Annotated in this window: 25 protein-coding genes, 1 other RNA gene and 1 pseudogene; 15 read left to right on the top strand and 12 right to left on the bottom strand. The window is 66.0% G+C overall.

Annotated features, from left to right (window positions below):
- Positions 1-35 precede the first annotated feature (35 nt).
- Positions 36-164 (top strand): annotated as a pseudogene (locus B4N44_RS19530) (HPr family phosphocarrier protein); the annotation flags it as partial.
- Complete coding sequence (gene ptsP, locus B4N44_RS19525) at positions 161-1,903, top strand: phosphoenolpyruvate--protein phosphotransferase (protein WP_296704684.1); 1,743 nt, start codon at positions 161-163, stop codon at positions 1,901-1,903. The pseudogene B4N44_RS19530 and the gene ptsP, both read left to right, overlap by 4 nt.
- A 292-nt stretch (positions 1,904-2,195) precedes the next feature.
- On the opposite strand, the gene B4N44_RS19520 is transcribed toward ptsP, so the two are convergent.
- On the bottom strand, positions 2,196-3,683 hold the full coding sequence (locus tag B4N44_RS19520; RefSeq protein ID WP_296704680.1) for a phosphomannomutase: 1,488 nt from the start codon (positions 3,681-3,683) through the stop codon (positions 2,196-2,198).
- 389 nt (positions 3,684-4,072) lie between these two features.
- On the opposite strand from B4N44_RS19520, the gene B4N44_RS19515 reads away from it, so the two are divergent.
- The gene (locus B4N44_RS19515) at positions 4,073-4,954 is read left to right on the top strand and encodes a hypothetical protein (protein ID WP_296704676.1); all 882 of its coding nucleotides are present in this window, start codon (positions 4,073-4,075) and stop codon (positions 4,952-4,954) included.
- Between the two features lie 72 nt (positions 4,955-5,026).
- Here the strand turns inward: B4N44_RS19515 and yihA are convergent, their stop codons facing one another.
- The 5 genes from yihA to B4N44_RS19490 form a co-directional block, all read right to left on the bottom strand.
- On the bottom strand, positions 5,027-5,671 hold the full coding sequence (gene yihA, locus B4N44_RS19510; protein WP_296704673.1) for a ribosome biogenesis GTP-binding protein YihA/YsxC: 645 nt from the start codon (positions 5,669-5,671) through the stop codon (positions 5,027-5,029).
- Positions 5,672-5,694: 23 nt separating this feature from the next.
- Positions 5,695-6,180, bottom strand: a complete 486-nt coding sequence (locus B4N44_RS19505) for a bacteriohemerythrin (RefSeq protein ID WP_296704669.1) — start codon at positions 6,178-6,180, stop codon at positions 5,695-5,697.
- The gene (gene moaC / locus B4N44_RS19500) at positions 6,177-6,752 is read right to left on the bottom strand and encodes a cyclic pyranopterin monophosphate synthase MoaC (RefSeq protein WP_349681106.1); all 576 of its coding nucleotides are present in this window, start codon (positions 6,750-6,752) and stop codon (positions 6,177-6,179) included. The genes B4N44_RS19505 and moaC overlap by 4 nt, the downstream gene beginning before the upstream one ends.
- Positions 6,753-6,888: 136 nt before the next feature.
- The gene (gene ppa, locus B4N44_RS19495) at positions 6,889-7,437 is read right to left on the bottom strand and encodes an inorganic diphosphatase (protein ID WP_120796295.1); all 549 of its coding nucleotides are present in this window, start codon (positions 7,435-7,437) and stop codon (positions 6,889-6,891) included.
- A 305-nt stretch (positions 7,438-7,742) separates the two neighbouring features.
- Complete coding sequence (locus B4N44_RS19490; protein WP_296704663.1) at positions 7,743-8,996, bottom strand: 6-phosphofructokinase; 1,254 nt, start codon at positions 8,994-8,996, stop codon at positions 7,743-7,745.
- Positions 8,997-9,074: 78 nt separating this feature from the next.
- Between B4N44_RS19490 and B4N44_RS19485 the strand changes: the two genes are divergently transcribed.
- Positions 9,075-9,266, top strand: coding sequence for a hypothetical protein (locus B4N44_RS19485; RefSeq protein ID WP_296704661.1), 192 nt, complete (start codon positions 9,075-9,077; stop codon positions 9,264-9,266).
- A gap of 242 nt (positions 9,267-9,508) precedes the next feature.
- Here B4N44_RS19485 and B4N44_RS19480 read toward each other — a convergent pair whose 3' ends face one another.
- The 4 genes from B4N44_RS19480 to B4N44_RS19465 all read right to left on the bottom strand — a co-directional run bounded on the left by B4N44_RS19480 (position 9,509) and on the right by B4N44_RS19465 (position 14,217).
- Positions 9,509-10,732, bottom strand: a complete 1,224-nt coding sequence (locus B4N44_RS19480; RefSeq protein WP_296704781.1) for a UbiH/UbiF/VisC/COQ6 family ubiquinone biosynthesis hydroxylase — start codon at positions 10,730-10,732, stop codon at positions 9,509-9,511.
- Between the two features lie 25 nt (positions 10,733-10,757).
- Positions 10,758-11,996, bottom strand: coding sequence for a 2-octaprenyl-6-methoxyphenyl hydroxylase (gene ubiH / locus B4N44_RS19475; protein WP_296704658.1), 1,239 nt, complete (start codon positions 11,994-11,996; stop codon positions 10,758-10,760).
- A 206-nt stretch (positions 11,997-12,202) separates the two neighbouring features.
- Complete coding sequence (locus tag B4N44_RS19470; RefSeq protein WP_296704656.1) at positions 12,203-13,603, bottom strand: aminopeptidase P N-terminal domain-containing protein; 1,401 nt, start codon at positions 13,601-13,603, stop codon at positions 12,203-12,205.
- A complete protein-coding gene (locus tag B4N44_RS19465) occupies positions 13,600-14,217 on the bottom strand; it encodes a UPF0149 family protein (RefSeq protein ID WP_296704653.1) in 618 nt (205 codons plus the stop codon). The genes B4N44_RS19470 and B4N44_RS19465 overlap by 4 nt, the downstream gene beginning before the upstream one ends.
- Before the next feature lie 84 nt (positions 14,218-14,301).
- Here B4N44_RS19465 and B4N44_RS19460 point away from each other — a divergent pair, with 84 nt between their 5' ends.
- The 4 genes from B4N44_RS19460 (at position 14,302) to B4N44_RS19445 (ending at position 15,671) form a co-directional block, all read left to right on the top strand.
- On the top strand, positions 14,302-14,511 hold the full coding sequence (locus B4N44_RS19460) for a TIGR02449 family protein (RefSeq protein ID WP_093032316.1): 210 nt from the start codon (positions 14,302-14,304) through the stop codon (positions 14,509-14,511).
- A complete protein-coding gene (locus B4N44_RS19455; RefSeq protein WP_296704647.1) occupies positions 14,508-14,837 on the top strand; it encodes a cell division protein ZapA in 330 nt (109 codons plus the stop codon). Before B4N44_RS19460 ends, B4N44_RS19455 begins: the two co-directional genes overlap by 4 nt.
- 14 nt (positions 14,838-14,851) lie before the next feature.
- A non-coding RNA gene (gene ssrS / locus B4N44_RS19450) (6S RNA) lies at positions 14,852-15,037 on the top strand.
- Between the two features lie 70 nt (positions 15,038-15,107).
- Positions 15,108-15,671: a 5-formyltetrahydrofolate cyclo-ligase gene (locus tag B4N44_RS19445; protein WP_296704645.1), complete on the top strand. Its 564-nt coding sequence runs from the start codon at positions 15,108-15,110 to the stop codon at positions 15,669-15,671.
- On the opposite strand, the gene B4N44_RS19440 is transcribed toward B4N44_RS19445, so the two are convergent.
- Entirely contained in the window at positions 15,644-15,889 is a 246-nt protein-coding gene (locus B4N44_RS19440; RefSeq protein WP_296704641.1) for a hypothetical protein, read from the bottom strand. The two genes, B4N44_RS19445 and B4N44_RS19440, sit on opposite strands and share 28 nt — an antisense overlap.
- A gap of 105 nt (positions 15,890-15,994) precedes the next feature.
- Entirely contained in the window at positions 15,995-16,768 is a 774-nt protein-coding gene (locus tag B4N44_RS19435; protein ID WP_296704779.1) for a transporter, read from the bottom strand.
- 322 nt (positions 16,769-17,090) lie between these two features.
- Here B4N44_RS19435 and B4N44_RS19430 point away from each other — a divergent pair, with 322 nt between their 5' ends.
- From B4N44_RS19430 to B4N44_RS19400, 7 genes are all read left to right on the top strand, one after another.
- Positions 17,091-19,682, top strand: coding sequence for an ATP-binding protein (locus B4N44_RS19430; protein WP_296704638.1), 2,592 nt, complete (start codon positions 17,091-17,093; stop codon positions 19,680-19,682).
- A 90-nt stretch (positions 19,683-19,772) separates the two neighbouring features.
- A complete protein-coding gene (locus B4N44_RS19425) occupies positions 19,773-20,045 on the top strand; it encodes a PAS domain S-box protein (RefSeq protein WP_296704635.1) in 273 nt (90 codons plus the stop codon).
- A gap of 125 nt (positions 20,046-20,170) precedes the next feature.
- Entirely contained in the window at positions 20,171-20,761 is a 591-nt protein-coding gene (locus B4N44_RS19420) for a PAS domain S-box protein (protein WP_296704632.1), read from the top strand.
- A complete protein-coding gene (locus B4N44_RS19415) occupies positions 20,733-20,873 on the top strand; it encodes a hypothetical protein (RefSeq protein ID WP_296704630.1) in 141 nt (46 codons plus the stop codon). The genes B4N44_RS19420 and B4N44_RS19415 overlap by 29 nt, the downstream gene beginning before the upstream one ends.
- A gap of 105 nt (positions 20,874-20,978) precedes the next feature.
- A complete protein-coding gene (locus B4N44_RS19410; RefSeq protein ID WP_296704627.1) occupies positions 20,979-21,200 on the top strand; it encodes a hypothetical protein in 222 nt (73 codons plus the stop codon).
- A 58-nt stretch (positions 21,201-21,258) separates the two neighbouring features.
- Positions 21,259-24,156 (top strand): bifunctional diguanylate cyclase/phosphodiesterase, encoded by a 2,898-nt coding sequence (locus tag B4N44_RS19405; RefSeq protein WP_296704623.1) that lies wholly within the window; start codon positions 21,259-21,261, stop codon positions 24,154-24,156.
- Between the two features lie 26 nt (positions 24,157-24,182).
- Positions 24,183-25,982, top strand: coding sequence for a sensor domain-containing diguanylate cyclase (locus B4N44_RS19400; protein ID WP_296704618.1), 1,800 nt, complete (start codon positions 24,183-24,185; stop codon positions 25,980-25,982).
- Positions 25,983-26,007 lie beyond the last annotated feature (25 nt).

The following is a 26,007-nucleotide window of genomic DNA, read 5'->3' as shown; positions in this document are numbered from 1 at the left end:
CGAGTCGCGGATGATCGACGTGCCGCGCTACCNNCATGGGCGTGATGATGCTGGCCGCGAGCCAGGGCACTCGGATCACGGTCGAGGCATCCGGCGAGGACGAGGATGCCGCCATGGCGGCGATCGAGGCCTTGATCGGCGATCGCTTCGGAGAGTCGGAATGACCACCGCCTTTCAGGGGATCGGCATCTCCACCAGTCGCTCGCTCGCACTCGGGCCCGCCTTCGTAGACGGGCGCGGCGGCCTTACCGTGTCGCAATCCGACATCGCGGCGGACCAGGTCGCCGCCGAGATCGAGCGACTCGACTTGGCCGTCATGGCGGCCCGCCAGGCCCTGAAGGCGGTGCGCGACCAGATCCCGCATCACACGCCACTCAACATCGCCGAGTTCATCGACACGCACCTTCTGATGCTCGAGGACGCCGCCTTGGTCGAGGAGGTGCGCCGCATCGTTGCCGAGCAGCTCTGCAATGCCGAGTGGGCACTGCAGCGCCAACGCGACACCCTGGTGCGGGTCTTCGACGAGATGGACGACCCCTATCTGCGTACCCGCCGCGACGACGTCGAGCATGTCGTCCAGCAGATTCAAACCTTCCTGCAGGGCGCAATCGAGCAAAGCGAGCCATCGACGCGGGATCTCGAGGGCAGGGTCGTGGTGGCGCGCGACCTCGCACCCGCGGATGCGATCCTACTGCGCCATCGCGGTGCGGTCGCATTCGTGACCGAGTTCGGCGGCCCCATGTCCCACACGGCCATCCTGGCGCGCAGCCTGGGGGTACCCGCCGTGATGGGCGTCCACAACATCACCCGCTATCTGCGTCAGGGCGAGCTCATCCTGGTCGACGGCGAGACCGGCACCGTGCTGGCCGATGCCGACGCCCTGACCCTGGCGTTTTTCCGGGACCGCCTGCGTGCGGCAGAGGCCCGTCAGGTCCGTCTGCGCGGTCTGGTCGGACGCGCCTCGGTCACGCGCGACGGGGTCGAGATCGGTCTCCTCGCGAATCTCGAACTCTCCGAAGACGTGGCGCTTGCAAAGGCCAACGGGGCCAGCGGAGTCGGTCTCTATCGCACCGAGTTCCTCTACATGAATCGCCGGGATCTCCCCGACGAGGAGGAGCATCTGGCGAGCTACGCCGAGATCGTCGCCGGGCTCGGCGGGATCCCCGTAACCATCCGCACCTTGGATCTGGGGGTCGACAAGCGCGTCGATACACTGCTCGAGCCGGGTCCCGGGGTCTCGAACCCGGCGCTCGGACTGCGCGCGATCCGACTCTGCCTGAAGGAGCCCGACCTCTTCCGACCCCAGCTGCGTGCGATCCTGCGCGCCTCCGCGATCGGCCCGATCCGTCTGATGCTGCCGCTCGTCTCCAACGTCCACGAGGTCGATACGGTTCTCGCGCTGATCCGGCAGCTCAAGACTCAGCTCGACCGTGACGGGCTGAATTACGACCCGAACCTGCCGATCGGCGCCATGATCGAGGTTCCCGCTGCGGCACTTTGCGCGCGCGCGCTCGCGCGGCGCCTGGATTTTCTGTCGATCGGCACCAACGACCTCATCCAATACACGCTCGCGATCGACCGTCTCGACAACAGCGTCAACTATCTTTTCGATGCGACCCACCCGGCCATCCTGCGCCTGGTCCGCATGACCATCGAGGCGGCGTGCGAGTTGAACCGACCGGTCAGCATGTGCGGCGAGATGGCGGGCGATCCGCGCTTCACCCGTCTGCTGCTCGGTATGGGGCTACGCGAATTCAGCATGCAGCCGGGCGCCATCCTGGATGTCAAAGAGGTCGTACTGGAGGCCGATACGCTGGACCTGAAACGCCGCACCGCCACGCTCTACGCCCGTCTCGACGACACGGACCCGGGGGCGCTGATCGACGAGCTCAACGCGGCTTAAACCGCGTCCGACGGTCCAAATCGATGTCGGCCTGAAAGCGGCACCCTCGACGACCCCAAATGCCTTATCCCTGACGCGGTTTAAGGAAAGGACAATCCAAGAGACGCTGCAGAAGAAAGGAACATCTTGATTCACGCGTAGGATGGGTAGAGCGTCAGCGAAACCCCTCCTACGGCTATCGGCTATTTTTGAATCCTGTCCAAAATTCCTTAAACCGCGTCGCGTCGACGGTTCTTGGCCGCTGCGAGGCTGCGCCGACACGCCAACGATTCCAGGTCGTGCCGAACGCGGTTTAAGCACGCCAGCGGGAGAGGATCTCCATGCAGATCCGATTCATCTCTTCCGCACGCTCCGGGCTGTCCGCCTCGGTATAGGCGCGCAGCTCCGGCGCATTGCCCGACGGGCGCAGGTGCGCGATCTCGCCGCTGACGAAGGTGATCCTGAGACCGTCGGTGATATCCAGATCGGCGACCGGCCCGAAAGCGGCGCCGAAAACGGCCTGCGCAGCGGCTCGATCCCGGACGGGATCGCCCAGATGGATCTCGGCAAGACGCGCCCGAGCGATCTCGGTCGGGAAATCCTTTAGACGATCGCTCCACGTGAAGCGGCGCGGGAGATCGGCGGACAGGGCCGACACGGGTTTTCCCTGCTCGACGGAGGAACGCAGGATGGCGAGCGCAACCAAGACGGCATCGCGGGTCGGCAGGGCCGACAGGATTCGGCCGTCCTGCTCGATATGGGTCGCGAGTAGAAAGCCGCCGTTCGCCTCGTAGCCGACCACCCGGTCCATGCCTCGGTCGACGAGATCCTGCATCCCTTCGATGACGAAGGGCGATCCGATCCGGGTGCGCAGCACCGTCTCGAACCAACCCGAACGCTCGACCGCCGTGTTGCTGCTCACGGGTGTCACCACACCGCGGGCGCCGAGTTGACGTGCGCACAGGATCCCGGCGATGTCCCCGCGCAGCCAGTCTCCGGACTCGTCGCCGATCAGCGGACGATCGCCGTCCCCGTCGGCGGAAACCAGTGCGTCGAAACGCCCCGTCGCGGCCCAATCGCGCGCGAGCGCGACGTCTTCGGGGCGAATTGCTTCGGTATCGACAGGGACAAAGATCTCCGAGAATCCCAGTCGCGTCACGCATGCGCCGAGTCCTTCCAGCACCGCGACGTAAGCGCCCCGAGCGACGCTGGAGTGCTCGTAGACACCGACGTGCAGACCATCCAGACAGCCCGACGGGAAGAAGTCCAGATAGCGAGCGAGGTAGTCGGTATAAGCGAGCGGATCCTCCTTCGGCAGCGCAGCGGACTGGTCATCCACGAAGGCACCGGCCGTATCGAAGAGCGCCTCGGCAACTTGGAGCGGTTGCGCGCGAATGCCCTCCTCGTCGCGCTTGAGGATCTCGCCCGTCGGCAGATTGAACTTGATGCCGTTGCGGTCGTCCGGGATGTGGCTGCCGGTCACCATCAGGCTCGGAGCGCCGCGCGCCAGCCCCCAGGCGGCAACCGCCGGACTCGGGATACGCCCGAGATAGCGCGGTCGGCAACCCAGATCCAGCGCCGCCCGGGCGCAGGCGACGAGGATCCTGCTTGTGCTCGGCCTCAGATCACCGCCCAAGCCGACCTCGGCATCCGGTGCGAGCATGCCGCTCGCGCGAAGATGGCCGAGAAACCCGGCCGTGTAGGCATAGCACACCCGATCGGTCATCGCCTGCGCCAGCCCGCGGGCACCGCTGGTGCCGAACGCCACACCGCTCATGTTCATCAAGTCGCCGATCTGCATACAGGGTCCTCGCGTCGATTTCGGGCTTCCTCAACCCGCACCACCCAATCCTAACCCGGGGAGCCGGTGCGTGGCGTGCGTCGGTGCAAGATGCCGATGGATGGCCGAAAAGGATCCCCGATCGGCTCGATCGGGCCGATCGCATTCCGGATGGGGCTGTCCCTCCGGGTCACGGATCGGTTAAGCTCGGCGGCGCTGTCGGCGTTCGTCTCGGGGCATCGACCTGCTCCGCAAAAGCAGACACATGTTGATTCCAGGCGGGCACGGCGGCAACCGGTGCAGGTTTATGGAGATGGGCTCGGCCACGCCTAACCGGTCAAGCGACACCGAGCCGAAGGCAACGGATCCGCCGAATTTCCCTGACGATCACCACTTCGAGGAGTACCTCCATGCCCGACACGTCTCGCATGATCCCGCTCGTCTCGGCGGCAACACTGGCGCTCGTCATCGGCCAAGGCGCGTTCGCCGATCCGCAGGCAACGGAAGCGAGCCAAACGCCGGCCGAGCCAACGAACGAAGCAGCTCCGGCTCCCGCTCCGGCGCCGGCCGCTGCGCCGACCAATGCGCCTGCCGATGCCTCGAGCGATGCGTCCACACCCGGCGAGGCGGCCCGAGCCAAGGCCGAAGAACGTCGCGCCGCCATGATGGCGGAACGGGAGAAGCATTACGAAGAGCTTCGTGCTCGTGCCGCCGAGATCGGCCTTGCGCTCCCCGAGATGCCGCCGTGGGAGTCGACCGATCGGCCGCCGATGCCCGAGCGTCGCGGCATGTCGCCCGAGGACATGGAAGCGATGCGCCGACAACGCCAAGAGATGCGCGAGCAGATGCGCTCCATGACCCCCGAAGAACGCCGCGCGATGCGCGATGCGCATTGGCAGCAAATGCGGGCCGATGCTGCGGAACGCGGAGTCGAGATGCCCGAGACGCCGCCCTGGGCCGAGGCCGAGGCGCGTCGCAAGGAGATGGAGGAGCGATTCGAGACGTATCGCAAGACGGTCGAGGCAATGAGCGAGGAGCAGATCGAGGCGGCCCGCGCACTGTTCGGAAGCCCTCCTCCGATGCCCGAGATGCCGCGTATGCCGCCGCAATATGGTGGGTATGAGCGCGAGGGCTATGGATACGGTTACGGCCCGCAGGGCGGTTATCCCGGCGGCATGCCTTATCCAGGGCGCGCAGGCATGGGGCATCCGCCCATGATGCCCGATTACGATGCACCCGGTTACGGCGCACCCGGCTACGACCAGGGGCGGCCGCAGGGCATGGGCTACTGATATCGGAGGACACAGCCGCGGGTTGACGGAGCGCCGGCGCAGTCCGGTCGGCGCCGTCGGCCCGCTTCGGCGTCAGGCGCTTGTCCGAGTCTCCGACGGATCCGCAGGCTCGATCACGGCCCCCACCTGGAGCCAGACATCGAGTAATCGCTGAGCGGCCGCCACGCCTTGGCGCTTCAAGGCGGAGAACAGCATCACCTCGACCTGCCCCACCATACCCGAGACGGCCTGCTCGACCGCATGCTGAGTTGCACGGGCCGCACCCGTTTTGAGCTTGTCCGCCTTGGTGAGCAAAACGAGCATCGGCAGATCCGCCCGCCCGCCCCAGTGAAGCATCTGGCGATCGAACTCGGCGAGCGGATGGCGGATATCCATGACGACGACGAGACCGCCGAGTGAGCGACGCTGCTCGAGATAGGCCGCCATGTGCTGCTGCCAGTCGCGCTTGACCGTATCCGGAACCTTGGCATATCCGTAGCCGGGGAGATCGACCAAGCGACGCGCCTCGTCCAGCTCGAAAAAGATGAGCTGCTGCGTTCGGCCGGGTGTCTTGCTCGTGCGGGCGAGCGCATTCTGATGGCAAAGCGCATTGATTGCGCTGGATTTTCCGGCATTCGAGCGCCCCGCGAACGCGACCTCGCGACCCTCGTCCGCGGGACATTGCTCGACCCGCGCGGCAGCCGTCAGGAAACGAGCACGTTGGTAGAATGAATTCATCGTCAGCCGGGACCGGTCGCGGTTTAGCTCCAACACTTGGAGCCGCAGAAGTGTAAGTGGTCCCACATACGAGTCGCCCGGGACAGCTTTTGGTGTCGCGGCAGGGCGCCTGCGGCGAGAAAGAATCGACTGTAATCCTGATCGCTTTGCAGGATGTGATCGAGCAGCCAATGCTTGAGGTGCCGCATCAGGCCATCGTCAAGCGGTGCGCGATCCATGTCGAGGCGACGCTGCAGATCCAGCATGCTGCGGATCAGCCCTTCATGCTGAGCCTTGTGGCGCTCGTAATCCGGGTAGCCGAAGATGCGCATCAGGCTCTCCTCGACGGCGAAATGGATCTTGGTGAACTCGGCGAGCCTGCCGAGCGCATCGAGCTGTCGCTCCCGATCGAGCCCCCCGGCAACGGCGTCCTGCACCTGGTTGATCAGGTCGATCAGAGCCTGATGCTGGGCGTCGATCTCGTCGATGCCGACGCTGAGCGCGGCGGACCAGTCCACGAATTGAGTCATCGCGTTCTACCTGATGCGACGTCCGCGTCCGAGTCAACTCGAGCGGGATCATCTATACAGTGATCGCCCGCATCCGGATCGCAGTCACCGGCAGACGCCAGGCCCCGGACCCAAAGGCCGGACCGCCCTCCCTCCTTTTCGAGCAATCGCACACCTTCGATACTCATGCCCCGATCCACCGCTTTGCACATGTCGTAGATGGTCAAGAGACTGATCTGTACCGCGCAAAGCGCCTCCATTTCGACCCCGGTGGAACCTATGGTCTCGACGGTGGCGGAACAATAGACGCTCGAGGTCTCGGCGCGCGGCTCCAGCTCGACGGCAACCCGGGTCAGACTCAGCGGATGACACAAGGGCACCAGATCGGCGGTGCGCTTGGCACCCATGATCCCTGCGATCCGCGCAACGCCGAGCACATCGCCCTTGCGGTGCTCGCCGCTCAGAATCAGTGCAAGCGTGGAAGGCTCCGTCCGGATGCTCCCCTCCGCAACGGCACGGCGTTTGGTGACGGCCTTCTCGCCCACGTCCACCATATGGGCCGCACCCGTCTCGTCGAAATGTGTCAACGGCATCTGCGATCCGCGGAGTGGAGGGCGTGAAGGGTCGGCAAAGTCACCGACATGGGTCGACGACGCGAATCCCGGTGAATGGCCCGACCGAGACGCCTTGTCGAGCGCTCGCCCCGAGGCGAGGCGAGCGACGGTCGCATCAGAACGCCGGCTTCTCCGGTGCCTCTTCGAACATTCTCACGCTGGCCATGATCTCCTCGCGCGCTTCTTCACGGCCGCCCCAGCCCATGACACGGACCCACTTCCCCTCATCCAAATCTTTGTAATGCTCAAAGAAATGTGAAATCTGGTCGAGCAGATGGGCCGGCATGTCGCGGAAACTCTCGATCTCGCGGTAGCCCTTGAAGAGCTTGTCGATCGGAAGCGCCAGAATCTTGGCATCATCTCCGGACTCGTCGGTCATCTTGAGTACGCCGATCGGACGGCACTTGATGACGGAGCCAGAGATGAGCGGATAGGGCGTGACCACGATGACGTCGACCGGGTCGCCGTCCGCGGACAAGGTGTTCGGCACATAGCCATAGTTGCAGGGATAATGCATCGCCGTGGACATGAAGCGATCCACGAACATGGCGCCGGTCGCCTTGTCCATCTCGTACTTGACCGGCTCGGCATGCGAGGGTATCTCGATAATGACGTTGATTTCGCTCGGAATATTATCGCCGCGCGGGACTCGCTTTGGATCCATGGGTCAGCCTCTGTGGTACGGATGGGATCGCCGAGACACAACCGGATCGCCGATACACGGCGGGTCGCGTTGGCGATGTCGGGTTGAATGATCCCGATTGTAGCCCATCGGATGCCGGGAAATCCCAATGATCGTGCGCGGATTGAGCCGCAGCCGGGGTGCGCCCGAGATCGAGGAGCATTCGATCGTTGAGCGGATCCTGCCTCCTGCCTCCGGCCTCCTGCTTCCTGCAGATAGCTAATAGCTGAGGACGAGCAGGTAAAAGCTGGCGGCTGGCGGCTGGCGGCTGGCTCGTTCCGAGCCCCTTAGATCTCGAACGCCGGCAGCCGCTTCTCGACCGCCACGTTCTTGAGCGTGACGTACTTGGGCAGCCCCTTCTCGAAGGGCGGATAGTCCTCGCCCTGGATCAGCGGGATCAGATACTCCTTGCAGACCGGCGTGATCCCGAAACCGTCCTCGGAGATGAATTCACGCGGCATGAACTTCTCGACGTTGGCGACCTGCGACAGCGGCGCCTCGCCGACCTCCCAGCGATAGGGGTCCTGACTGACGCGCTTGATCGTCGGCATGATGGCGTTGTGCCCCTCCAGGGCAAATTGGACCGCGGCCCGACCCATCGCATAAGCCTGTTCGACGTCCGTCTTGGAGGCCAGATGACGGGCCGCGCGCTGCAGATAATCGGCGACCGCCCAATGGAACTTGTAGCCGGTGGCATCCTTGATCATATTGGCCACGACCGGCGCCGCCCCGCCCAGCTGGGCATGACCGAAGGCATCGCGCGTGCCCTGCTCGGCGAGGAAACGCCCGTCGGGATATTTCGCGCCCTCGGAGACCACGATGGTGCAGTAACCGTGCTGCTCGACCTTCTTCCGGACCGCGGCGAGGAAGCGCTCCTGGTCGAACTCGATCTCGGGAAACAGGATCATCACCGGGATGCCGTGATCCTCCACCAAGCCGCCCGCTGCAGCGATCCAGCCGGCATGGCGACCCATCACCTCGAGCACGAAGATCTTGGTCGAGGTCTTGGCCATGGAGCGCACGTCGAACGAGGCCTCCAGGGTCGATGTGGCGATGTACTTGGCGACCGAGCCGAAGCCCGGGCAGTTGTCGGTGATCGGCAGATCGTTGTCGACCGTTTTGGGGACGTGAATGGCCTGGACCGGATAGCCCATGGTCTCGGAGAGCTGGGAGATCTTGTAGCAGGTATCGGCTGAATCGCCGCCGCCGTTGTAGAAGAAGTAGCCGATCTCGTGGGCCTTGAAGACCTCGATCAGACGCTCGTACTCGCGCTTGTTGGCCTCCAGGCTCTTTAACTTGTAGCGGCAGGAGCCGAACGCGCCCGAGGGCGTGTAGCGCAGCGCGGCAATCGCCTCGTCGGACTCGCGACCGGTGTCGATCAGGTCCTCGGTCAGGGCCCCGATGATGCCGTTGCGTCCGGCGTAAACCTTGCCGATCCGCACCGAGTGAAGCCGCGCGGTTTCGATCACGCCGCACGCCGAGGCGTTGATGACGGCGGTGACGCCGCCGGATTGTGCGTAAAAGGCATTCTTGGCTGTCATGTCTGTCCCCTTGTCTCTAGGTGCTTGTCGTGAGGTATCGGTGCGATTGCCCGACGATGCAGTGAGTGGGTTCCCGGTGTGCGTTCGGCGCTTGCAGGCAGACAGATTCCCGCGCTGCTCGGCGACATCCTCGGCCTGCGCGCGGAGCTGGGCGACGGCACACTCGGCAAGGTCGTCGTGTTCCTCGACGCCGGTTCCCATCTGTTTAGAGTGTTTGCAGAAGAACCGGCACCGGATCGGCCGCCAAAACGAAAATCTCGGCAGGGATGATCAGGCGGTGCCAGCACTGCAAAGGGTAAGCGATCGGAGCGGAAAAAGCATGCCGAGTAAGCCGCGTCTCGTGCAGCACCTGGGCCTTGTGGGATACGCAGCGCCACGCAACTCGCAATGTCGTGCCTGACGCGGCTTAAACAACAAGAAAACCGATGGATTAAGTCAAGTCTAGCGTGCGGCTTTCGAAGCGCGCGCATCCGAGAGATGCGATACCGATAGGCGTGTCGCGCGGCCACGGGTCAGAGCGGGCGCGCAAGCGGCGGCAGATCGCTCCCCAACCCGAGCGCACGCTCCATGAAGAGTGACTTGATCGGGCCGATTCGGTCGGTGAGGGTCAACCCGAGGCTGCGCACTGCAGCGATCGGCGGCACTTCGTTGCTGAAGGTCCGTTTGATCAGATCCATCGCGGCGAGCATAGCGGTGTTGTCGCCGCGGCGCGCCCGTTCGTAATGACGCAGTGCCCAGAGGCCCGCGATATCGCGTCCACGATTCAGCGCAAGATCGATTGCCGCGGCCAGCTCGGCGGCGTCGAGAAACCCCAGGTTCACACCCTGTCCGGCGAGCGGATGGACCGCGTGGGCGGCGTCGCCGACGAGGGCCAATCCCGGCAGGACGTACTGCTTGGCATGCTGGAGTCGAAGCGGAAAGGCCGCGCGCGGCCCTTCCACGACGAGTGCGCCGAGCCGTGCTTCGGAGGCATCGGTGAGGGCCGCCGAAAAGGCGGCATCGCTCATCGCCAGCAGCTCGGCGGCACGTTCGTCGGTGGCGGACCACACGATCGAGCAGCGCCCGTCGGCCAAGGGCAGCAGAGCCAGCGGCCCGGTCGGCAGGAAGCGCTGCCAAGCGGTCTCTTGATGCCACTCCTGCGGCAGGACGTTGGCGACGATTGCACGCTGGTCGTAATCCCGGCCTTCGGTTTCGATACCCGAGAGCTCGCGCACCAGCGAATCGCGCCCGTCCGCGGCGACCAGCAGCCGACCCGCGATGACCTGCCCGTCACCGAGCACCACCCGCGACGCGGTCTCCGCGCGATCGATCTCGACGATGGATGCCGGGCAGACGAGCCGGATGTCGGGCGAGGACTCCAAGGCTTCCCAAAGTGCGAGCTGTATCACCCGGTTCTCGACGATGTGCCCGAGATCGGGCTCCCCGAGCGATTGGGCATCGAAATGGATGCTCCCGCCGCCGAGTGCATCCCACACACACATCTTGCGATAGGGGTTGGCGCCGAGCGCCGCGATGCGCTCCCACGCGCCCAAACGCGCGAGGATCCGCTGACTCGCCCGACTCAAGGCCGAGACACGCAGGTCGATCTCCCCCGCCGGCCAATCGCGCTGCGGCGCACGGGTCTCGATGACCGCGATCCGCAGCCCCTTGCCGGAACAGGCGCGGGCGAGTGCGGCGCCGACCATTCCGCCGCCGACCACGAGCAGGTCGTACAGAGGCCCCTGCGACGCCGTCATGTCCGGAATGCGTGACGACATGGACTCAGTTTCGTGCATCGACCTTCTCCAAAGGGACCCCGCAGGCGAGACGTGGCAAGCGCCCGCCCACGCCCATGAACCGCTGCGCCACGCGGTGGCGCGCCGGGGGGACGAGATCCAAACCCAGCATGGCCGCATTGCGTGCGAGCCGCAGCGGCGTCCAGGGGTTGACGAAGAGGCGGGCAAGCAGGTCGGTCAGTCGTGCGGTGCTCGGCTGATCCGACCCGCGCCAGGCCCGATAGTCCGAGAGTGCCGCCGGACCACCGAGATCAGCACCCGCGCGGGCGCTTTGGGCGATGACCTCGGCGAGGGCGGCGACGTCGCGCAGACCGAGGTTGAAACCTTGGCCCGCCACCGGATGGAGCGTGTGTGCCGCGTTGCCGATCAGCACGACACGCGGCTGCACCGGGTTGCGCGTAAGCACCAGCTTCAGGGGATAGGCGCGACGCGGGCCGACTTGGAGAAAGCGTCCGAGTCGGTAGCCGAAGCGCGCCTGGAGACGGCCGAGAAATGCCTCGTCCGAGAGCGCCAGCAAGTCGCTTGTCTCGTCGCGACGACAGGTCCAGACGACGGAGTAGCGCCCGCCGGTCATCGGCAGCAAGGCCAAGGGCCCCGTGGCGGTGAAGCGCTCGAAGGCCACACCGGTGCGCGGGCGATCGGGCGAGACCGTCGTAATGACGGCGTCCTGCTCGTAGCGCTCGTCTCGGGTCTCGAGATCGAGCTGTCGGCGCACCGCAGAGTCGCCTCCGTCGGCCGCCACCAGCAAAGGGGTGCTCAGACGTAGCCGCTCCTCCCCGAGGCGCGCCTCGAGCTCGACCCGGTCGGCCACGATGCGGTGCTCCGAGAGTCGTGCCGGGCAGAGCAGCTCGACATCGGGAGACACGGCGAGTGCGGTGCGTATGGCAGCCCCCATCACGCGCGCCGGGGCGACGTAACCGAGTGCCTCCACACCCGCATCGTCCGGACCGAGCCGTGTGAACCCGCAATGCCCGCGATCGGAGACATGGACCTGCCGAATCGGCTCTGCCTCGGGGGCGATGTCCGGCCAGACGCCGATCGCTTCGAGGATCCGGCGACTGCCCCAAGACAAGGCAATGACGCGCTCGTCGTAGCTCGGCTGGTGCTCGGCGGAGGCCGACACCGCCTCAACGACCGCGATCCGCAGACCGCAGCCGGACAGGGCGCAGGCCAGGCTGCCGCCCACCAGGCCTCCACCGATAATCACCAGGTCGTATTCGTGCATGGTTTGCTTGCCTGTTAAACCGCGTCCAGGGCGAGGTGCTCGCTTGCGACCGAACTCGGCGTTGGGTGCATCCATAATCCTAAGCGCAGACGCGACTTAAAATGATATCTTTTTTAATCTCTTAAACCGCGCAAGCTCCAACGGTCGTCAAGCCTGCCGGGGCCGATCCCACCCAAAAAAACATCGCATACCGCGCCGGGCGCGGTTTAATCGCCCGCCATGAGGGATTCGATCGCATCGGGATCCTTCGGTGCCGCGGCCGAGATGATCTCGTTGCCCGACTCCGTGATCAGGACATCGTCCTCGATGCGGATCCCGATGCGTCGATAAGGCTCCGGGATCGCATCCGAGTCGGTTAAATAGAGTCCGGGCTCCACCGTCAACACCATCCCGGGCTCGAAGGGTCGCCATGCGCCCTTCTGCTTGTAGCTTCCGACGTCGTGGACATCCATCCCCAGCCAATGCCCCGTGCGGTGCATGTAGTAAGGCTTGTGTGCTTCCTCCTTGATCAGCTCGGCGAGCTTACCCTTGAGCAGGCCGAGATGGATCAGGCCCTTGGTCAAGACCTTGACCGCCTCGTCGTGCGGCTCGTTCCACAGATTGCCCGGCTTGGCCTTGCCGATCGCCGCGACCTGCGCCTCGAGCACCAGCTCGTAGAGCTCGCGCTGGGCCGCGCTGAAGCGTCCGTTCACGGGAAAGGTCCGGGTGATGTCGGAGGCGTAGCCGTNNGCGTCCAGCACGATCTCGTACAGGGCCTTCTGCTCCGGGCTGAAGCGCCCGTTGATGGGGAAGGTGCGCGTGATGTCGGCGGCGTAGCAGTCCAGCTCGCAGCCGGCGTCGATCAGCAGCAGCTCGCCGTCGTTCAGGCGGGCGTTGTTTTCCACGTAGTGCAGGATGCAGCCGTTGGCGCCGCCGCCGACGATCGGGGAGTACGCCTGATCGCGCGCACCCGAGACGGCGCAGAGGTGATGAAACTCGGCCTCGAGCCGGGACTCGTTCATGCCGGGCTCGCAGATCTGCATCAGCCGCCGGTGGGCGGCGGCGGAGATCTCCGCGGCTCGGCGCATCTGTTTGATCTCGGCAGGGCTCTTGCGCAGCCGCATCTCGTGCAGGACCGACTCGATGGTCACGAAGGTCTCGGGCGCGCCGGCGCCGGCGCGCACGTTGGCCCGAACGCGGTTGACCCAACCCATGACCTGCGCATCGAGCGCCGCATCGACCCCGATCGCAAAATACAGGCGCTCGCGCCCGTCGATCAGGGTCGGCATGATGGTATCGAGCTCGCTCAGCGGATACGCCTGATCGGCTCCGAAATCCGCAGTCGCGCCTTCTACGCCCGCGCGCCGGCCGTCCCACTGCTCGCGCTCCGGATCGCGAGGCCGACAAAAGAGCACGTACTCGCCGTCTTTGCGCTTCGGCGCAATCACGGCGAAGGCATCGGGTTCGGAAAAGCCCGTTAGATAGACGAAATCGCTGTTCTGGCGAAACGGGTAGTGGGCATCGCGATTGCGCACGACCTCGCGCGCGGCCGGAAGGATCGCGATGCCGTTCGGGCCGATCGCGCTGGCCAGGGCACGACGGCGTCGCTTGTATTCGGCCGCCGTCATGACTCGGACGAGGGCGCGCGAGCAACAACGCGCTCCTGGTAGATCGTCATCGCCGCAACCCGGATGAATTCGCTCACTTCGGTCAATGCCTCTTCGTTTTGCTCGTCGTCGTCGAGTCCGTCGAGATCCATGCGGGTCACGTCGGTAAAATCACCTAGGATCTCGCGGGTCTCCGGCGAGGGCTCCGCACCTGTATGGTCGAGTGTTCCCCAAGCGTAGAGGAACCCGCGCACCCAGTCATAGAGCGCCGTCGCCCGTTCTGCAAGGGGGCGTGTGTCATCGGGCAAAAACAGCGTGAGTGCGAACTCGGACGCCTCGAGCTCCTCGCGCGTCAGGCGGGCCAACGCCGACAGGGCCTCGAGCCCCTCCTCGATCGGCAGATCGCCCGCATCGGACTCGGGCCGGAGCTGGCGCAGCCAAGTGGCCTCGGGGTTCGCATCGCCGCCGCACATCAGGCCGCAGAGGATGCCGTGGGCCTCGCTGGGCGTCGCGCAAAGCGCGCCCGCCGCCAGATAACGGGCAAGCCGATCGTCGTCGATATTCGTGGCGACCTCCTCTCGGGGATAGGGCGGAAACGGGGATGGGTGCCGGAGGATCAAAAGCCCGGCAACCATGCGATAATACCACGCGCTTTCGCGCGATTGACCGCCCTCCGCACCCCTTCTATAGTGCGACGAACTTCAACGGAGTCGTGGACTTTGGCACATTTCGACCTCGACCAATTGGAACAACAGGTGGAGACCTTGATCCGCCTGAATCAGCGCCTGCGCGACGAAAACAAATCCCTGCGAGCTCGCCAAGAGACGCTGGTCGGCGAGCGCGGCGAGCTGATCGAAAAGACCGAGCAGGCACGCAGTCGAGTCGAGGCCATGTTGTCGCGTCTGCGCGCGATGGAGGAGAGTCTATGAGCGACGAGCCGATTCAGGTCAGCATCAGGATCCTCGACAAGGACTACCGAATCGCCTGCGCACCGGACGAGGAACAGGGACTGCGCGAATCGGCACGGATTCTCGACGGCAAGATGCGCGAGGTCCGCAAGACCGGACGCGTGATCGGCACCGATCGTATCGCCGTGATGGCGGCTCTGAATATTGCCCATGAGCTGTTTCAACTTCGGAAAACCCGCGTCGTGACCAATGGCGAGATCGACGCGCGGCTTGTGCTCCTGCAGGAACGCGTCGCGAAAGCGCTGGCGGCCGAACAGGCGCTGGACGCGTCAGGCGAAAGGGTATAGCCTTCTGCCTAAGACATCCCCTGCAGTGTCCGACAGTGGCCTGGGTAATTTCTTGAGCCTAATCACTGCCCTGGGGACATGGAAGTGAGGCTGTTGTGCAAGTCCGCCTTCGAGCGGGAAGCCTGAAGCCGAACCAAGTGTCCCCACTTGAACCTCTTGGTTCAAGAACAAAGGTCTGCAACGGCACAGGCGGGGGATGTCCCCTTTTTGACTCCCGCAATGCCTCATCCAAAACTCCTTCGCCGAGCGCTGCGTGCAAGCCGCCGAGCCTTGAGCAGCCGCTCGCAACGCAATCATTCGCGTCTCGTCGCTCGACTGCTTCGTCGCGAGATACGCTTTCGGCGCGCCCGCCGGATTGCGGCCTATTGGCCGGCCGATGGCGAGCTCGATCCGCGCCCCGTGCTGAACGACGCGCTAGCGGACGGAAAAGCGGTCTATCTCCCGGTCTTGGGCAAACGGATCGAGGGCCGATCCCGGGTCAAACTCCGCTTTGTGCGTTGGATCGCCGGCGAGACGATGCGCCCCAATCGCTTCGGCATCCCCGAGCCCACGCGGCGCGGCCGGCACATCCGCCCCGCTCGCCACCTCGACCAGATCCTGGTCCCGCTGGTGGGATTCGACAGCGCCTGCAATCGCATCGGCATGGGCGGCGGCTACTACGACCGCACCCTGGCCTATCTGAAGGGCCGCCGATTCTGGCGACGACCACGACTCATCGGCGTTGCGCACGAGTGCCAGCGCATCGAGACGATCGCGCCTGCCCCCTGGGATATCCCGCTCGACGCCGTCGTGACCGAGCGACGCATCTACTTTAAACCTAGATCCGGCAGTTGACCGCTTCGTGCTTCATGCAAGGTCTTGACGGTCTTGACGATCGCGCTCGTCTGACGGCTCACCGGCTGGGTGAAGGCCGCACTGCCACGCCTGGCGATCGTCGTGAATCTGCTGTCGGCCGCCATCATCGGCTTCGCCGCCCGGCGCAGGCGGGATTGGACGCCGGAGGATCCGTCCTGTGCGTGATCGGGGCGGTTGTCGCCGGGCGGCTTCGACATCGGGCCGCCGCGGACGCCTGAGCGGGGACGCTGGCTGCAGGCCCAGCACAAGACGGCTCAGGGCTGCGCTGCCGCACGGGAAATGCCGATCGAGTGGGCCTTGCATCAGAAAATGCTGGTCAGCCTCACCGCCCAGCGCGCCTCTTCGAGCAGGCCGCTGTCGGTGGTGATATCCCCGCCGTATTCGATGGTCAGGCGGCCGAACGGTAGCCGCACCTGCGCGTTGGCGCCGTAGCGATGCAGGTTGATCCGATTGTCCCAACCGGATTGGCCGAGCCGGGTCTCGCCGCCGGTGTTGTAGAAATAGCTCAAGCCGAGCGATGCCCAGTGGTTGACGCTGTAGGTGAGCGCCGTTTGGGTGCTGACGATCGGCCGCTGACTCAGGGTTTCCTCTGTCGGGTTCGGGCCGAAGTACGCGCCGTTGTCACCGAACCAGGCGACATCGCCCGCGATCATCCAGGCGAGCGGGCCACGCAGCCGTTGCCCGTAGCCCGCCTGCAGCGCCCCGGCAAACCGGTTCTGGCCCGCGTTGGTGTTCACGCCGACCGTCTTCAGCGGATCATAGGAGCCCGTGGGCAGGCTCAGATAGGCCGCGACACCGGCATAGCGTTCGGCCTCGCGGTTCACGTAGGGCCAGGTCGCCAGCATGAGACCCAGGTCGCCAATGCCGGTATTCGCGTCGACCGCCTGCAGCGACCCGCCGGGATCGACGCGACTGCGCGCCACCTGGGCGTAGACATACGCGGGACGTCGACCCCACTGGAAGGCGTGACCAATGCGCAGCGTGATCTGGTCGACGTCCAGCCGCGTATCGCTGGCCTGTCGTTTGCCTTCGCGGTAGAGATCGCCCCGCTCGCTTGAGCTGTAGGTCAACTGCACCGTGTTCAACCCGGGCGGGGGCGGTATCACGTCTTGGGGAACCAGGTCGATGGCATGGGCCGGCGCGAGGGGGGCCGCGCTCGATATCAGGAGCAACATGCAGCGAAGCAGACGAGTCATTGGACGAATAGGATCGGTTCAAGATGGTTGGATGCCCGAGCGCTGTGTAGGATACACCAGCAGTGTGGCTCGTTTAGCGCGATTCTGGTCACCGGTCGGCCCCGGGGCTGGCCTGCGACACGCCAACCTGCGCGGGGCAGCATCGCCTCAGCGCGCGCACCAACTGCAAAAGAGCCTTCCGCAAAGCCAGTGACAGCAATCCATGCAGACGATCCAGCCTCGCCACACACGCCAAGCTCCGCGTCTCTTCTCGTCGTGGCTCCCGGGGAGCGTCTTGCTGTTGGGCGTCATGGCGGGCTCGGCGCCGGACGCTTCGGCAGACACCCAGACGCTGAACGCGGCCACCTTGCTCAGCCCGGCTGGCGCAAGTCAGGTGACGCTGCCCCATGTCCTGAGCGCGGCGCAGATCCCGCCCGGTGGCGGGCGGGTGCGCTACCAGCTGTCCCTCCACCTGGACGCGGCCCCGGCGGAAGCCTTGGGCGTTTACATCCCAAAGCTCAGTGTGTCGGGTCAGCTCAGCCTGAACGGCGTCGTGGTCGGCGCCTGCGCCATCGGCGCCCTGGAAGACCTGCGCTGTCTGCATCAGCCGAGCCTGTTCGTGCCGCCGCCCGCGCTTTGGCGCGCCGGCGACAACCAGATCGCCATCGAGCTCTACGTCAACGACCGGCAGATGAACGGCCTCTCGCCGGTGCAGGTGGGGCCCGCTGACGCCTTGTATCGCGGTCCTTACCTGCAACGTCATCTGTGGCAGGTGGAGTCGCTGCGCGCCCTGACCTGGGTCGTCTTGTCGCTGGGGCTGTTGGCCTTGGCGCTGGCCTGGATCTTGCGCTCCGAGCCGCTGTATCTCTGGTTCGGTCTCTGCGCCGTTGCCAATGCCCTGAGCAATCTCAACGTCCTGGTCGCCGCGGTGCCGATCGGCGCCGAACTCTACAGTTGGTTCGTGTTTTCCATCCGCATGGTCACGGCGCCGCTGTTCTTGCTCATGCTCCTGGCCTTCTTCGGCCGCGCCCACGGTCGCCTCAAGGCGGTCCTGATCGGCTATGCCGTGCTGATGCCCGTGGCGACCTGGCTGAGCGGCAACGACCGCTGGGTCGTCCTGGGCCTCTATCTCCCCCTGGGTGCGGCCACGATCGCATTGACCGTTGCCATGCTCCGCTGGTCCTGGCGCTCGCGCCAGCCCATGCATGTCATGGTGACCTTCACCACCAGCGCGCTGCTGGTCGCCAGCGTGCTCGACCTGCTCCGCCTGGGCGGACGCGCTTCCTTCGAAGGCATCTACTGGGCGACCTATGCCTTCACGGCGGTGTTTCTGCTCCTCGGGGTCGTGCTGGTGTCGCGCTTGGCCAGCGCGCTCATTGCCGAGCGCAAGCTCTCGGCCATCGTGGCGCGCTACCGCGACCACCTGGAAGAGCTGGTTGCCGCACGCACCGCCGAACTCAGCCAGGCGCGTGCCGCCGCCGAGGACGCCAACCAGGCCAAGAGCCTGTTCCTGGCCAACATGAGTCATGAGATTCGCACACCCATGACCGGCATCATCGGGCTGGCGCAGCTGCTGCTGCGCGGCGCGCTGGAGCCCGGACAGCGCCAGGAGCTGCAAAAGCTCGAGGGGCTGGCGCGCTCCCTGCTCGGCATCCTCAACGACATCCTGGACCTGTCCAAGATCGAGGCCGGCCGGCTGGCCGTGGAACGGATTCCCTTCGATCTGCGCCGTGCGGTCGAGGACGTGCGTCAGTTGCTCGAGCTGAGCGCGCGCACCAAAGGCCTCGATTTCGGCATCGAGATCGATCCCGTCATGGCCACCCAGTACCGCGGCGACCCGCTGCGGCTCAAGCAGGTCCTCACCAACCTGCTGGGCAATGCCATCAAATTTACGCACCAGGGCGAGGTGCGCCTGCGCGTGCGCCCCGGTGGCCTCTGCGGGGAAGACGGACGGCTGTGTTTCGAGGTCGCGGACACCGGCATCGGCATCAGCGCCGAACAACAACAGCGCTTGTTTCAGGCCTTTTCCCAGGCCGACGACAGCACGACGCGCCAATTCGGCGGCACCGGCCTCGGGCTGGTCGTGACTCAACAGTTGATCGAGCTGATGGGCGGGCGGATCGCGCTCGAGAGCCATCCCGGCCAAGGCAGCTGCTTTCGCTTCGAGATCGCCGCGGAGCCGGTCGCGGCGCTCGCCGGGACATCGGTCGATGCAGGCGCTTGCGTGACCCATGCCGAGGCCATGTCGCCAACCGGTCGCGAGCCACAGGCCCCGTCCGGGGCGGACCCGGCCCTTGAGGATTCGCTCGCGGGCCGGCGTATCCTGTTGGTGGAGGACAACGCCATCAACCAGCAGATCGTCTGCGGTCTGCTGGCCGATACCGGGCTGCAGATCGAGGTCGCCGACAATGGCGCGCAGGCGCTCGAGCGGTTTCAGACCCTCATCGACGCCGCGGCCGGCGACGGTCCCCCGGAGCTGATCCTGATGGACCTGCAGATGCCGGTCATGGACGGCTACGAGGCCGCGCGGCGCATCCGCGCCCTGGATGCCGAGGTGCCCATCATCGCGCTGACCGCCAACGCCTTCTCCGAGCACGTCGAGCAGGCCCGCGCCGCGGGCATGAATGCCCATCTGAGCAAGCCCATCGAGCTGCAACAACTGAAGGCGATGATCGGCGCGTTTCTGCAGCCCGTCGCAACGCAGGGATCCCGGACAGCGGAGGAGACGCAAGAGGGGTGCCGTCAGGAGCGTTGCGGCGAGCAGGTATTGGAGACCTTTCACCAGACGCATCCTGGTCATTCTGATGGTCTCTAGGCCGCGGCCGACGTGTGTGCCGGTCTGCTCGATTGAGCCTTATCATGTCGCGTAGGAAACTGGCGCTTGCGTGATGCAGGAGAGAAGCGCGTGGAAGAGCTGACAATCGACGTGGCCGAGGGCGAGCACCCCGCGCAGGCGCTGCGCGAGCTCGCCGCCAACTTTCAGACCTTCTTCGAGACCGTCGGCGACATCATCCTGGTGGTCACCCCCGCGGGCCGCATCCTGTATGCCAACCAGGCCTGCCAGCGCATCCTCGGCTACAGCCGCGCCGAGCTGAGCCAGCTGCAGGTGCTCGACCTGCATCCCGCCGAGCTGGGCCTTGATCATCGTTTGGTCCAACTGCTTGCGGTCCCTGCGTAGTCAGGGCTTCCAGCCCTGATTCTGTCAGGCCAGGATGGCCTGACTACGCATTTGGCGGCCGATGTGGGCGAAGGGATGATCGAGGCCCCGAGCTGCGCGCCGAGGCCGGGGACATCTTTGCCGCCATGCTGCGCGGCGAGCGTCAGCACTGTCCGCTGCCCCTGATCGCCAAGGATGGCGCTTTGGTGCCCGTGGAGACCCGCATCTGGCCGGGCCGCTGGAACGGCGCCGACTGCATCTACTCCCTCATCAAGGACCTGAGCGCCGAGCAGGAGGCGCAGCAGCGCCTGGTGCAGCAGCTCGTGGCAGGGGAGCGCATCAGCAACGCAGAGCTCAAGGTCCGCTGCAAGGACGGGACGCTCCTCGACGGCCTCTTCTCCGGCGAGCTGATCCGCAGCCAGGGCCGCGCCTATCTGCTGAGCGTGATGCTCGACATCACCGCGCGCACGCGCGCTGAGCATCAGCTGCGCGCGAGCGAGCAGCGCTATCGTGCCTTGAGCGCCGATCTCGAGCGCCAGGTGCAGGCGCGCACCGCCGAGATCCGCGCCGCGAGCGCGGCACTTCAGGCCAGCGAAGAGCAGTACCGCATGCTCTTCAACAGCGCGGCAGACCCCATCTTCATCATCGATCTGCAGGGCCGCTTCCTCGCGGTCGACGACCAGGCCTGCCGGCACTACGGCTGGTCGCATGCTCAATGCCAGCATCGCCCTGCGTGAGGCCGAGCGCGGCGGCCGGAACCGGTTCCGTTGCTTCGAGGCGCAGATGAATGCCGCGCTGATGCGCTTCATGCAGACCCGCGAGGCGCTCGCCCCGGCCCTGCAACAATAGGCCTTCGAGCTGCACTAACAGCCGCAGCTCGATCTGCGCACCGACGCGGTCGACGGCGTCGAGGCCCTGCTGCGCTGGCAGCGGCCCGGGGTGGGTCTGGTCCAGATGGCAGGCAGCCCGGGGCTGCGCGTCATCGCCGAAGGGGTGGAGACACTTGCCATCGCCGAGCAGCTGCAGGGCATGGGCTGCGACGCGGCCCGGGGCGACCTCTATGCCAAGCCCATGCCGGCGCCCGAGCTTGAGCGCTGGCTGCAGGCACACGGGACAGCCCCACTGTCGCCGACTGGGTTCCGCGCGCCGATCCCCACGCGGCCGAGCCATGAATAGGTGCGGAGGCGGCGGTCGAGTATCCTATCCTCCTGACTGATCTTCAAGGAACCCCAGGGTGCTGGACGCCATCATCGATGCGACCCGAGGTCTGCTCAGGTCCCGCGGCCCGCGGACGTTTCTGCTGCCCGCGCTGGTGCTCGTGCTTGGGCTTGCGATCAGCCTGATGGCCTGGCAGCACAGCCGCGAGACGCTGACCCGACAGCTGGCGGCAGAGCTCAAGCTCACCGTCGATGAGGTCACCGACAGGATCGAGGCGCATTTCGAGACGAACGTCCAGATCCTGCTGGGTGTGGCCGCCCACTTCGGTGCGTCGACCCAGGTCGCGCGTGCGCAATTCGCACGCTATGTGCAGGCGTTGCATCTTCCGCAGCGTCATCCCGGCATCCAGGCCGTGGGCTATGTGCGTCTGATCGCGGCGGAAGAGCAGGCGGCGCATGTCGCCGAGCTGCGGCGCGAGGGCTTCGCTGAGTATGCGATCACCCCGCCCGGGGCGCGCGCGTTCTACACCCCGGTGGTCTACATCGAGCCGTTGTCCGGCAGCAACCTGCGCGCCTTGGGCTATGACAATGCAACCGAGCCGGTGCGCTGGGCCGCGGCGACCCGTGCGCGCGATACCGGCGAGCCGGCCCTGTCGGGGAAGGTCATCCTGCGCCAGGAGGACGCGGCCGACGCGCAGCCGGGCTTCGTCCTGTTGGTGCCGGTCTATCGTGAGGGCAGCACCCCGAGCACCGTGGCCGAGCGCCGTGCCGCGCTCACAGGCTGGGTCGGCTCGGTCCTGCGCATGGGCGATCTGATGCAGGCGGCGCTGACCCCGGAGCTGCAGCTGAGCCACCTCAGTGTCGACATCGGGATCGAGATCTTCGATGGCGAGCGTCCGCGGGAGGAGGCGCGCCTGTTTCGCTCGGGTCAGGCCGAGCGGACCGGGGCGCCCGCGTTCCATACGCTGCGTCAGTTGCCGCTGCAAGGGCATGTCTGGACCCTGCGGTTCACCTCCACCCCGGCGTTCGACGCGCGCCTGCGACAGGGCAAGCCGTTCTGGATCGCCCTTGCCGGCACCAGTAGCAGCCTGCTGCTGGCGCTCCTGGTGTGGGTCTTGGTCCGGGGTCAACAACGCAGTGACGAAGACCTGCATACGGCTCGACAAACGCTGGCCGCGCGGCATGCCATGGAAGCGGAGATCCGCACGCTCAATGCCTCGCTGGAGGCGAAGGTCGGTGCGCGCACGGCCGCGCTGCGCGCGAGCGAGGAGCGCTTCCGCGCCTTCTTCGACCTCGGCCTGGTCGGCATGGCCATCAGCACCCCGAGCGAAGGCCTCGTCGCCTGTAATGCCTACCTCTGTCGCCTGCTGGGCTATGCGTCGGAAGAGATTGAGGCGTTGAGCTGGCGGGATATCACGCATCCGGATGATCTGGACGCGGAGACGGCCCTCTACGCGCGTGTCATCGCCGGGGAGATCGACGGCTATCGGCTGGATAAGCGCTTCATGCGCAAGGACGGCAGCGCGGTGCCCTGCGCCCTCGCGGTGAGCTGCAAGCGGCAGGCGGACGGTGAGGTCGCGTATTTCGTCGGTTTCATCATCGACATCACGGAGCGTCAGCGGGCGCAAGCGCGGCTGCGCGAGAGCGAAGAGCACCTTGATTATCTCGCCTACCACGACGCACTCACCGGCCTGCCGAACCGACGGCTCGGCCGCGAGCGTCTGTCGCAGTATCTGCTCGGCGCCAAGGCCCACCGTCGCGCCCTCGCAGTGCTTTTCATGGACCTGGACAAGCTCAAATACTTCAACGACACCTACGGACACCTGGTCGGCGACACGCTGCTCATCCAGGCAGCCGAGCGTCTGGCCGAGCAGCTGCGCTCGGCCGACGGACCCTGTCGGCTCGGCGGGGACGAGTTCATGCTGGTGCTGACTGAATTGGCACCCGAGCAGGCGGCCATCGAGGCCCAAGCCATGAGCCAGCGTATCCTCGACATACTCGCCCAGCCATTCCACATCGATAACGCGGCACTCTACGTCTCCTTCTGCATCGGTATCGCGCTCTATCCGGACGACGGTACCGATGCCGAGACCCTGATGAACCATGCCGACGCCGCCCTGGCAGAGGCCAAGCGGACTGGCCAGCAGAGCTACCGTTTCTACGAGCCGCAAATGAATGCCAGGCTGCGGAGCTTCATCGAGACCCGCGACGCCCTGCGCCTCGCCCTGGAGCGGCGGGAGTTCCGCTTGCACTACCAGCCGCAGATCGACTTGCGCAGCGGTCAGGTGGTGGGGGTCGAGGCACTGATCCGTTGGCAGCGGCCGGATCAGGGTCTGATCATGCCGGGCGCCTTTTTGGGGACCGCGGAGGAGACCGGATTGATCGTGCCGATCGGTTACTGGGTCCTGCGCGAGGCCTGCCGGCAGGCTGCCGCTTGGCACAGCGCCGGATGGGAGGGGCTGGTCGTGGCCGTCAACCTCTCGGCGGTCCAGCTCAGGCAGGGCGATCTCGAGCAGCAGGTCCTGGATGCGGTCGCGCTCAGCGGGCTCGATCCGAGGCGACTGGAGCTGGAGCTGACCGAATCCATCCTGCTGGAGCACGGTGACTCGGTACGACAGGCGGTCGAGCGTTGGAAGGCGTGCGGCATCCAGTTGTCCATCGACGACTTCGGCACCGGCTACTCGAGCCTGGCCTATCTGAAACGCTTCAAGGTCGACACGCTCAAGATCGACCGGTCGTTCGTCACCGACCTCCATACCAACGCCGAGGACCGAGCGATCGTGCAAGCCGTGATCCAGATCGCGCGCGCCTTCAACCTGCGCACCCTCGCCGAAGGCGTGGAGGACGCGCGGCTGGCGCAAGCGCTGAAGAGCATGGGCTGCGACGCGGCCCAGGGCTACCTCTATGCCAAGCCCATGCCGGCGGCGGAGCTTGAGCGCTGGCTGCAGGCACGCGACCGCGACACAAGGGGTTGAGCCCCTTCGATCAAGGATCCTCGCGTATGCATCAACAACCACCGACGCCAACCGAGCGTCAGACGACGCCGGATCTGACCGAGCGGATGAACGACATCAGCGCCCGCAAGCGGGCCGAGGCGCAGGCGCAGGCCGCGGAGGCGAGACAGCGCAGGCTGCTCGAGCATCTGCCCACGGCCGTCTCCGTCGCCGCGCTGACACCCGATCGTCGCATCCTGTTCAGCAATGCCCAGTTCGAGCGCACCTTCGGCTACAGCCCGCAGGACATCCCCACCCTCGCCGACTGGGCCAGGCGCGCCTATCCCGACGCGGCCTATCGCGCCCGCGCCGCCGAGTGGTGGGACGGCGCAGTCGCCCGGGCCGCCGCCGGGAACGGGCAGATCGAGGCGAGGGAGTTTCGCGTCACGCGCAAAGACGGCGCCGAGCGCACTGTGCGGATCAGCGCATCCGTCGTCGATGACCTGCTCATCACCGCCTTCGACGATGTGACCGAGCGCACCCGGGCCGCCGCCGAGCTGGCCGCCAAGGAGGCCGAGCTGCGCCGGCTGATCGACGGCCTGCCCATGGCCGTGGCCATCATCACCCTGGACGCCAGCCCGCGCATCCTCTTCCTGAACCAGCAGATGGTGCAGACCTTCGGCTATACCCTGGCGGACATCCCCACGGTTGAGCAGTGGGCGCACCAGGCCTACCCGGACGCGGGCTACCGCCGAGAGGTCTTCGAGATCTGGGATGCGGCCGTTGCGCGCGCGGTCCACGAGACCGGCCAGGTGGAGTCCATGGAATTGCGTGTCACCTGCAAGGACGGGCGCGTGCGCGACACGCTGATCAACGCCATCGTCCTCGCGGACCGGCTGCTGATCGGGCTGATGGACATCAGTGAGCGGCGGCAAGCGGAGCGCGACCTGCGCTCGACGCGCGAGGCGCTGGAGCGCACCGCCTATGAACTCACCGAGGCCATCCCGGTCGGCACCTACACCATGGTGCTCAGGCCCGGCGCCGAGATGGCCCAGTTCGCCTTCATGAGCCGGCGCTTCCTGGAGCTGACCGGCCTCGAGCGCGAGGAGGCGCAGCGCGACACCATGAAGGCCTTTGCCGGCGTGCATCCCGAGGACTTCGACGACTGGGTGCGTCTGAATGCCGAGGCCTTCGCCGCCAAGCGGCGGTTCTTCGGACAGACGCGGGTCATCGTCAAGGGCGAGGTGCGCTGGGTCACCGCCGAGTCCATCCCGCGTGACCTGCCCGATGGCACGACGGTCTGGGAAGGGGTGCTGATCGATGTCACCGAGCGCGTGCGCGCCGAGCAGGCCCTCAAGCAGGCCAACCTGGACCTCAAGCGGCTCGCCACCACGGACCGGCTGACGGGGGCGCACAACCGCTGGTCATTCGAGGATGTCATCCTGGCTGAAATCGCGCGCCTGCACCGCTACGCCGAGCCCATGTCGCTGCTGTTGTTCGACGTCGATCATTTCAAAGTGATCAACGATACCCATGGCCACCAGGCGGGCGATACGGTGCTGGTGGAGCTGAGCCAACGTGTGCGCGCGCAGCTGCGCGCGGTCGATGCGCTGGCGCGCTGGGGCGGGGAGGAGTTCGCCGTGCTGTTGCCGCAATGCACGCTCGCACAGGCCGAGCCGGTGGCGGAGAAACTGCGCCGGCTGATCGCGAGCCAGCCCTTCGCGCAGGTCGGCCGGGTGACCGCGAGCTTCGGTGTCGCCGGGTTTCTGCCGCAAGATACGCTCGATACCGTGCTCAAGCGCGCCGACGACGCCCTTTACGCAGCCAAGTCTGCCGGTCGCAATCGGGTCTGTGTGGCAACAGATTAGGCATCACGGCTGTCGCTGACCGAGC

This window comes from Thiocapsa sp. UBA6158 (assembly GCF_002423035.1).
In the GTDB taxonomy this organism is placed as follows: domain Bacteria; phylum Pseudomonadota; class Gammaproteobacteria; order Chromatiales; family Chromatiaceae; genus Thiocapsa.
This window is presented reverse-complemented; position numbering and strand designations above follow the sequence as displayed.